Annotated in this window: 9 protein-coding genes; 1 reads left to right on the forward strand and 8 read right to left on the reverse strand. The window is 63.5% G+C overall.

What is annotated here, in order from left to right; genetic code table 11:
- Nucleotides 1-301 (forward strand): energy transducer TonB (locus AC1P6P_RS07005; RefSeq protein ID WP_481401718.1); only part of this gene is annotated, 301 nt, incomplete at its 5' end.
- Nucleotides 302-349: 48 nt separating this feature from the next.
- On the opposite strand, the gene hpnE is transcribed toward AC1P6P_RS07005, so the two are convergent.
- The 8 genes from hpnE to AC1P6P_RS07045 form a co-directional block, all read right to left on the reverse strand.
- Nucleotides 350-1,633, reverse strand: coding sequence for a hydroxysqualene dehydroxylase HpnE (gene hpnE, locus AC1P6P_RS07010; RefSeq protein ID WP_481401719.1), 1,284 nt, complete (start codon nucleotides 1,631-1,633; stop codon nucleotides 350-352).
- Nucleotides 1,630-2,472: a presqualene diphosphate synthase HpnD gene (hpnD, locus tag AC1P6P_RS07015; protein ID WP_481401720.1), complete on the reverse strand. Its 843-nt coding sequence runs from the start codon at nucleotides 2,470-2,472 to the stop codon at nucleotides 1,630-1,632. The genes hpnE and hpnD overlap by 4 nt, the downstream gene beginning before the upstream one ends.
- Nucleotides 2,469-3,326, reverse strand: coding sequence for a squalene synthase HpnC (gene hpnC, locus AC1P6P_RS07020; protein WP_481401726.1), 858 nt, complete (start codon nucleotides 3,324-3,326; stop codon nucleotides 2,469-2,471). Before hpnC ends, hpnD begins: the two co-directional genes overlap by 4 nt.
- Nucleotides 3,327-3,328: 2 nt before the next feature.
- Nucleotides 3,329-4,432 (reverse strand): glycosyltransferase, encoded by a 1,104-nt coding sequence (locus AC1P6P_RS07025; RefSeq protein WP_481401721.1) that lies wholly within the window; start codon nucleotides 4,430-4,432, stop codon nucleotides 3,329-3,331.
- The gene (gene hpnA, locus AC1P6P_RS07030; RefSeq protein WP_481401722.1) at nucleotides 4,429-5,424 is read right to left on the reverse strand and encodes a hopanoid-associated sugar epimerase; all 996 of its coding nucleotides are present in this window, start codon (nucleotides 5,422-5,424) and stop codon (nucleotides 4,429-4,431) included. The genes AC1P6P_RS07025 and hpnA overlap by 4 nt, the downstream gene beginning before the upstream one ends.
- Nucleotides 5,421-6,401, reverse strand: a complete 981-nt coding sequence (locus tag AC1P6P_RS07035; RefSeq protein ID WP_481401723.1) for a lysylphosphatidylglycerol synthase domain-containing protein — start codon at nucleotides 6,399-6,401, stop codon at nucleotides 5,421-5,423. Before AC1P6P_RS07035 ends, hpnA begins: the two co-directional genes overlap by 4 nt.
- Before the next feature lie 7 nt (nucleotides 6,402-6,408).
- On the reverse strand, nucleotides 6,409-7,284 hold the full coding sequence (locus AC1P6P_RS07040) for a ferritin-like domain-containing protein (protein WP_481401724.1): 876 nt from the start codon (nucleotides 7,282-7,284) through the stop codon (nucleotides 6,409-6,411).
- Nucleotides 7,285-7,737: 453 nt separating this feature from the next.
- On the reverse strand, nucleotides 7,738-7,944 hold the full coding sequence (locus tag AC1P6P_RS07045) for a hypothetical protein (protein WP_481401725.1): 207 nt from the start codon (nucleotides 7,942-7,944) through the stop codon (nucleotides 7,738-7,740).
- Nucleotides 7,945-8,422 lie beyond the last annotated feature (478 nt).

Raw genomic sequence — 8,422 nt, forward strand, 5'->3', positions numbered from 1 at the left:
GGCGATCAGCCGGCCGGTGCCTCTCGGCGAGGCGCATCGCTGCGTCCAATACTATCCACCGGAAGCCCTGCGGGGCGGCGTCGAAGGTCGCAACGCCGTGCGGTTCGACGTCACCGATGAAGGCAAGGTCGCCAACATCCAGATCTACCAGTCGAGCGGTTCCGCGCTGCTCGACGCCGCCCTCGTCTCCTGTGTCGCCCGTTGGGAGTACAGCCCCGCCATGCTGGATGGCAAACCGGTGACGGTGCCGTGGCAAGCAAGCGTCGTCTGGAGTGCGCACGGCAAGCCTCACAACGACTGACCGTGCCGGCGCGGCGCTGCGAGCTTCCCCTCACGGTGCCGCGCCTTTTCAAACGTGCGCGGCGGCAAATCCCGAGCGCAGCGCGCCTTCGATGGTGGCGGGAAGCCCGGTCTGGATCCAGTCACCGGCCAGCAGCAAATTTTTCCAGCGCGTCTGGGCCGGCGGACGCAGGGCATCCTGCTCGGGCGTCGCGGCAAAGGTGGCGCGCTTTTCCTTGACGACCTGCCAGACTGGAAACACCGGCGGCAGGTTCAGCGCTTTGGCGACATCGTCCCACAGCGTGCGCGCCAGCGCTTCGCGATCGCGGTCGACCAGCCAATCGGCACCACTGACGGTGACCGAGACGCGATCCTCAAACGCGAAAATCCATTCCGCCGTGCCGCCGATCACGCCCAGCATCTTCGGCGTCCCATTTTTCTGCGCGCGTTCGGACGGAAATCCGGTTCCCACTTTTCCTGAAAGCGCTTGGGCCGGCGGCGCAACCTTGAAATGGGCATTGACGATGGCGCGGAACTCGCTCGGCACCGTCAGCTCGGGCACGAGGTCTTTCGCCACCCACGGCGGCACCGCCACAACGACGCGATCGTCCCGCCCCACCGGCACGGTGTTTTCCGGAAATTCGAGCGCCAGAATGCGGTCGTGATCGTAAACGATCCGGCGCAGCCGCTGGCCGAAATGGACCATGGCGTGCTGCTCGGCGAGCGTTTTCAGGGCCGGCTCGATGAAGGCCTGCCCGAGATTGGGATGGGCGATGCGTGGACGGTAGGCTCGCCCGCCTTTGGCCATCGTCTCTTTCAGCACCGCCGTCGTCAGCTTTGCCGAGCCCAGCTTCGGATCGGTGTTGAGGATGGCGAGCAGCACCGGCCCCATCATCTTTTGCCACAACGGGCCGTCGGTGGGCACGAGATCGCCGACGGTTGCCGCGGGCCCCGCCGCCAGCAAGCCGCCGAGCCTGAAATAATCGAACGCCGTCGTCCCCGGCACGCGCCGCTGCGACGAGAAAATCCACCACGGCAGCGGCCCTTCGTTGGGCTTCAGCGTCCAGCGCGCTCCGTCGCGCAAATCGACGAAATCGAACGCGGCGTGCTCGGGTCCGATCAGCGCATCGCGCGAACCGATCGATTTGAGGAACGCCTGCACCGCGGGATTGCCCGACAGCACCAGGTGATTGCCATTGTCGATAATGCAGCCGAGCGTCGCGTCGACATAGGAGCGGCAACGTCCGCCGGCATGACCGGACGCCTCGTAGACCACGACGTCGTCGCCGACTTCGGCCCTGGTCACCGCGGCCGCCAGCCCCGCCAATCCCGCGCCGACGACGATGGTTCTCATCGGAGAATCCCGTAGCGCAAGGCGAGCCACCCGAGCAGCAGCTTCGGCACCTTCACCCGCCGGCGTGGCGGCACCCAGCCTTGCGTTTCCATGCGTTTGAGAATTTCGGCATAGACCGCGCTCATCAGCTTCGGCGCCCGCAAATCGCCTACCGGCCGCACCGCCATGATGCGATCCGACTCCGCGTAGTGCTTCTTCGCCAGCGCCACGACCTGGCGGCAGGCGGCGTCAATTTCCGGCTTGGCCAGCGCTTCCGCGGGATTGACCGGTCCGATGGTACCGAGAAAATCGCGCGGCAGATAAAGCCGGCCGACCTCGGCGTCCTCGTCGAGATCGCGCAGGATGTTGGTGAGCTGCAAGGCGCGGCCGAGATGGAACGCCAGCGCGAATCCGGGCTCGTCCTCCATGCCGAACACCTTGATCGACAGCCGTCCGACGGCACTGGCGACGCGATCGCAGTAAAGATCGAGCACGTCGAGATTGGGCGCCACGATGTCGCCTTCGAGGTCCATCGCCATGCCGTCGATCACCGCCAGGAAATCGGCGAGCCGTGGCTGGTAGGTATCCACCACCTCTTTCAGGAACGCGGCGTGGCCGGCGTGGGCGCCGGTGTAGAGCGCCTTCAGATCGTCCCGCCAATCCTCGAGTTCGGCGAGGCGTTCTTCGCGCGTGCCCTCGCCATCGTCGGCGATGTCGTCGACGGCGCGGCAGAAAGCATAGATCGCATACATTCCTTCGCGCCGCGCCTTGGGTAAGAGCTTCATGGCGGAATAGAACGACGAACCGGCGGCCTTGCGGCGCACCGCTTCGATTTCCGGGGCGGAGGAAGCTGGCGTCATAGTGAAATTCTGCGGCTGAAACGGGAGGAAACGAACCGCCCGAAGGCGGAGACGGCGAGCGGAATCAGCTCGGATTTTCGATGATGTACGCGTTCGCCCAAGGGATCGGCGGTGAACAGGCGGATGTTGAGGTCCTCGGCGAAACGCTGGATCAGGGCGACCTCGAACGCCAGGCGCGGATCGCGGATCTTGCCGGCGAACGCCGCCGATGTGGCGAGCAGGTCGGCATTGCGCGACGCCAGTTCGTTGAGCACCGCCTTCAACGCCGGGCGCGCCTGCGCCTCGCCCAGCATCTCGACCGAAGCGCCGTTCTTTTTCAAAACGTCCTCGGGAAGATAGACGCGATTGATGTCGCGATAATCCTTGCCGCAATCCTGCAGATGATTGATCACCTGCAGCGCCGCGCACAACGCATCGTTCAACGGCCAGACGCTGCGATCCTCACCGTGGACATCGAGCACATAGCGCCCGACCGGCATCGCCGAATAGCGGCAATAGTCGATCAGCTCGTCCCAGTCGGCGTAACGCAGCTTGGTGACATCGCGGCGGAAGGCTTCCAACAGATCGGCGGCGTGATCGGTGGCGAGCCCGCGCTCGTCCAGCACGGTGCGCAGCCGCACGCCCTCGGGCGACACGTCGGACCCGCCCATCAGGGTCAGGCGCATGTCTTCGAGCAGCCGCAGTTTTTCGTCCGGCGCCGCGGTAGCGTTGTCGGCAACATCGTCGGCGGTGCGAACAAAATTGTAGAACGCCATCACCGCCGGGCGATGGCGCGGCGCGATGACCACCGAGGCGACGGGAAAATTCTCGTCGCGATGGCCCTTGCCCGATTTCAGTGCCGCTGCGTCGTTCATGCTCATGTCATCTTGGCCTGGGCGCGACCCTTCCACATGCCGCCACGCCCGCGCCAGTGTTGCACGGCCGAGTCCACGGTGAATGCGGCATAAAGGACACCGATCAGGGGCAATGCTACTCCCCAGACCGGCGAACGCCGATAGAAATGCAATATCGGCTGGAAACAAACCGTCATCACGGCCCAGGTCAAGGCGCCGAAGACCGCACCGCCGCCCACGAGGCCGGCCAGCGGCACAACGTAGAGCAGCATCATGCCGACGACGGTTCCCAAAAGCGCGAGCGGCGAATAGCCGAGCTGGGCATAGGCCGAGCGCGCGACCATGGCGCGGATATCGGACAGGCGCGGGTAAGGCCGGATCGATACCGCCCGCCGGGTCAGCCCGAGCCAGATCGGTCCTTGCCGCTTCAAGGCGCGGCCGAGGGCGCAATCGTCGATGATCTCGCCGCGGATTGCCGCGATCCCGCCCGCCCGGTCCAGCGCTGCGCGCTCCACCAACATGCAGCCGCCCGCCGCCGCCGCGGTCTTGGCCCTGGGATCGTTGACCCAGGCAAACGGGAACAGCATGGCGAAGAAGAATACGAAAGCGGGGACGAGAAGCTTCTCGGCAAAGCTGGCGCAATTGAGCTGCGCCATGAGCGACACCAGTACCAGCCGCCCGCCTTTCGCCCGCGTCACCAACTGCCGCAGATTGTCGGGCGCATGGGTGATATCGGCGTCGGTGAGCCAGAGATAATCGGTATCGGCCGCCGCCACACCCTGACTGACCGCGAACAGCTTGCCGGTCCAGCCCGGCGGATGCGGCGCACCGCTGACGACCGTGACGCCCAGGTTGCGCGCGATGGCCGCGGTGGCATCGTCGCTCTGATCGTCGACCACGATGATGCGGAACGGCCCGGGATAGTCCTGCGCCTTCAGGCTTTCGACGCAAGCGCCAATGCCCGCCGCCTCGTTGCGCGCCGGAATCACGGCGGTGACGGAGGGCCAAACGTCGGGCGCGCGCGCCGGCGGCTCATCGCGTTCGCGACACAGCCAGAACCAGCCGCGGCCGAACACCAGCACCAGCCAGATCGCCAGCGCCATACCGGTGACGATCCCTGCGATCATTTGAGATATCCGGCCGCCTTGAACCAGGCGAGCGCATCGGTCAGCGCTTCCGTATACGGACGGGCGCTGTAGCCGAGGTCCCGCGCCGCTTTCGCCGACGAAAAAAACATGTGGTACTTCGCCATTTTCAGCGCATCGGCGGTGACGAACGGTTCCTTGCCGGTCAGCATGGCGAGACCTTCTGCTATCCAGGCGATCGGATAAAGCGGCGTTCGCGGCAGATTGATGGTCGGCGCCTTGCGCCCCACCAGCCCGGCAATCACCGCCAGCATCCGGCGCAACGACACGTCCTCGCCGCCCAGAATATAGCTTTCGCCGATGCGTCCCTTTTCCAGCGCCAGCAGATGCCCTTCGGCAACGTCATCGACATGGACGAGATTGAGCCCGGTATCGACGAATGCCGGAATCTTGCCGGTTGCCGCTTCGACAATGATGCGCCCCGTCGGTGTCGGCTTGATGTCGCGCGGGCCGATCGGGGTGGAAGGATTGACGATCACCGCCGGCAGGCCGTCCTCGGCGACCATCTGTTCCACCAACCGTTCCGCCACCAGCTTCGAACGCTTGTAGGCGCCGATCGCGCTTTCTGCGGTATGGCGGCAGGTTTCGTTGACCGCGACGCCATCGCTGCGCGCCTTCAAGGTGGCGACCGACGACGTATAGACAATACGCTCAACCCCCGCCGCCAGCGCCGCCTGCATCACCGCGCGCGTGCCGTTCAAATTATTGCGGACGATCTCTTCCGGGTCCCTCGCCCACAGCCGGTAATCGGCGGCGACATGGAATAGCACGCGCGCCCCCGCCATTGCCTCGGTCAGCGCGGCGCAATCCATCATGTCGGCGGTGACGATCTCGGCGCCCAGCCCTTCGAGATTATCGCGGCGCGAGGAGGCGCGGACCGCGAGGCGCAGTCCGAAGCCATTCTGCTTCAGCCGCCGCGCCACGGCCGAGCCGACGAATCCGGACGCGCCGGTGACGAAGGCAAGCCCGCTCATGCCGCTTCGCTCTCCTTGTCGCGGGAAAAGGCGCGTTTGCCTTCCACCGCCTGCCAGATCAGGAGCACCGGAATGCCGAGCACCACGTCGCGGGCGCGTTTCAGAAGCGACACCGCCAGCCCCATTTCCGGTCCCGCTCCGAACACCGGCGCCAACGCGGCATAGCCTGCCTCCTGCACGCCGACCGCGGCCGGAATGAAGATCGCCGCCGAACGCAGCGCCGACAGCAGGCTCTCGATTGCGATGCAATCCATCATGTCGACGTGGGCGCCGCATAACCGGAACATCACCCACAGCCAGAACGCGGCCGCCATCCAGGCGATCAGGTGATAACTCGAGCACAGCGCCAATTTCATCGGCTGCTGGTAAAGCGCCTCGATTTCGGCGGTGAACTGTGCGGTGTGAGAAACCGCCTTGGGCAGGAACTGCCCCGCCATCTTGGTCGCGAGCTTCGAGCCCTTGCGCTGCAGCACCACGAACGCGATCACGCCAGGCACCAGCAACGCCGTGCCGAGGATCAGCGCGTCGATGTAGACCGCCAGCTCCGGCGACGCTTTCAATCGTGTGAAGCCGATCAGCAGGCCGATCACCGTGAAAGCGATTTGCGCCATGGTCTCGCAGGTGATGTCCACCACCGCCGTGGAATAGGCCTTGGTGGAAGGAATGCCGGCCAGGATGCCGGCCCGCGCCCCGATGACGATGCCGCCGATGTTGGTGAAGGGCAGCAGGTCGGTGGCGGAATCACGCAACTGGCGCGAGGCGAAGAACACCCAGTACGGCACCAGCGCTCCGACCACCGAGCGCCACGCCAGCGCCAAAAAGGCGATGATCGGCATGGCCGTGATCAGGATCACCACGAAGCCGAACCAGCCGACGCGCGTGATGGCGCCATACACCTCGGCGACGCCGATGTGCCACACCACGAAGACCGCCAGGGCGAAGCCGACGATCAGCGCAACGACAGTCCAGATCTTCATGCCAACGCTATGTCTTCCTGAATTCCGGCAGGAAGCGCCGGATCAGCCGCACCATGGCCGGAACAAACGTCGGCCGCAACAGGCGGCTGTCATACACCCCAAGGCGGCGATCGTTCTCGCTGAGACAGAGGTCCATCAGCGCGGCGGGCGAGATATCCACACCCAGCTGGTCGGCGCCGTTAACGGTGAAATTGGCCTCTTTCTCGCCGCCGCCGATGTTGGAGGCGATGCCGATCCGCTCCAGGATCAGATAGGCCCAGATCAGCCCCACCTTAAGTTCGAACCAGGGCCGTCGCCACAGCGGCAGGTTGCGGCGGTGCCACGCCAGCCAATTGACGAAAAACAGAATATGGCGGCCCTCCTCGGCGATCACCGGCTCGAACGTGTCCACAAGTTCGGGTGGGAAGAAGCCCGTGCGACGGGCCGATTCGAACAGGCCAAAGGCGAAAAAGCTGTCGACGCATTCGGAAAATCCGACCTGCAGGAACGCCCATTCGGGGTTTTTGGGCGCGGGATAAGGGGGCTCGGGCTTCAGCGCGATGCCATAGGCTTGCACAAGATTGGCCAGCACATGGCGATGGCGGCGCTCCTCGAAGGCGTCAAGCTCAATCGCCTGGCGCAGCAGCGGGTCGCCGGCCAGGGCGGCATAGGAGCCGACCCAGACGCCGGCCCGGTTCTCGGTCTGCACCGCGATATCCCAGATCGGCAGCGCAGTGATAATCGCTTGGGTCTTGGCGTCCAGCACCGGCCAGTCGATCACCGCCGGCTTGTAGGGGTTGAAGGTCGTCAGCAGCGTCTTGCAGAACAGCCGCAGATGCTCCGCCGACCCCACCCGGATCGGCCCCTCGGGCACGGCGATGGGGGCGAAATCGAGATTCGGCAAGGCAAGCGTCACAGGTGGGCCTTGGTCGATGTTTCAGAATTAGTCTAAACTACAACCGTAAGACCTTCCAATCCCCGTAGCGGAGCGGAAAACAAAAATATTGAATTCAATTCCGGCTAAGCAGCGACCGCGCCACGAAAATCGCCCGATTAGCGGGGGGTGCCAAGGCGCCGGAACATCCCGATTCAAATTCGAATCGCTCGCAACAACGACGCGATTGCGACGCGTGTTCGTCAGTCTCTCTCCGGCGCGGTCAAACAACACCAAAGAGGTAGGTGTGCCCGCGCCGGTTTCAAGGCGGCGGAATGTCGGAGGTGCGCTTGTCCGCAAGAGACACAGCAGAATAGCCAAATTGAAAAATAGAATTTCAGGAAAACAAAAACGGATACACTCCTTTTGCATTCAGAGCTTAATGAAATGTCCAAAGTTCGAGGAAGGCCTCGGATTCGGTATCTACCATTCATGCCTGCGCTCAGAAGGATTAGTGAGCTTCGCAACCAAGCCGACCATATTGCCGCAATTATAGCCGGAACCATCCTGGAAGGCGCGCTGGAAAAGCGCCTCGCCGGACGGATGAGGAGAATGGCAGCGAAAGATCACAACAGGATTTTTCATAATGGTCCGCTGCGCAACTTTCAGCCAAAAATTTTGCTCGGCCAAGCTCTAAGCCTGTACGGACCTATTACGGTGAAGGAGCTTCAGGTGATCGCCGATATCAGAAACTGCTTTGCTCACACCGTGCGCGAGGTCACCTTTAGTACTCCAATGATAAGTCATCGATGTAATGCGTTACGACGTTGCGAAATGCGTGCGCCACCGTTCTTCTCTAACATCCTATTGGGTTACGAAACGCTTGATGACCATCTGTACCGAGACTCTCGAAGACAGGTACAATCATCTGCAAAACTCCGATTTCTTTATAGCGTTCTCATACTCGTATTCATGCTTGAGAGCATACCTGATGATCGTCCAGTTCGGAGTCGCGCCTCATGGCCCGGTTTCTTCACCTAGAGCATCGGACGTTCGGCCGGAATCCCTTGATCGTCCCACGCCCCTCGGTGTCATGGCCCGCGACTGCGGGCCATCCAGGTACCATCTGGCACAACCCCGAAGATCGCGACAGATTTGACCTGGATCG

The organism is Rhizomicrobium sp. (genome assembly GCF_056722145.1).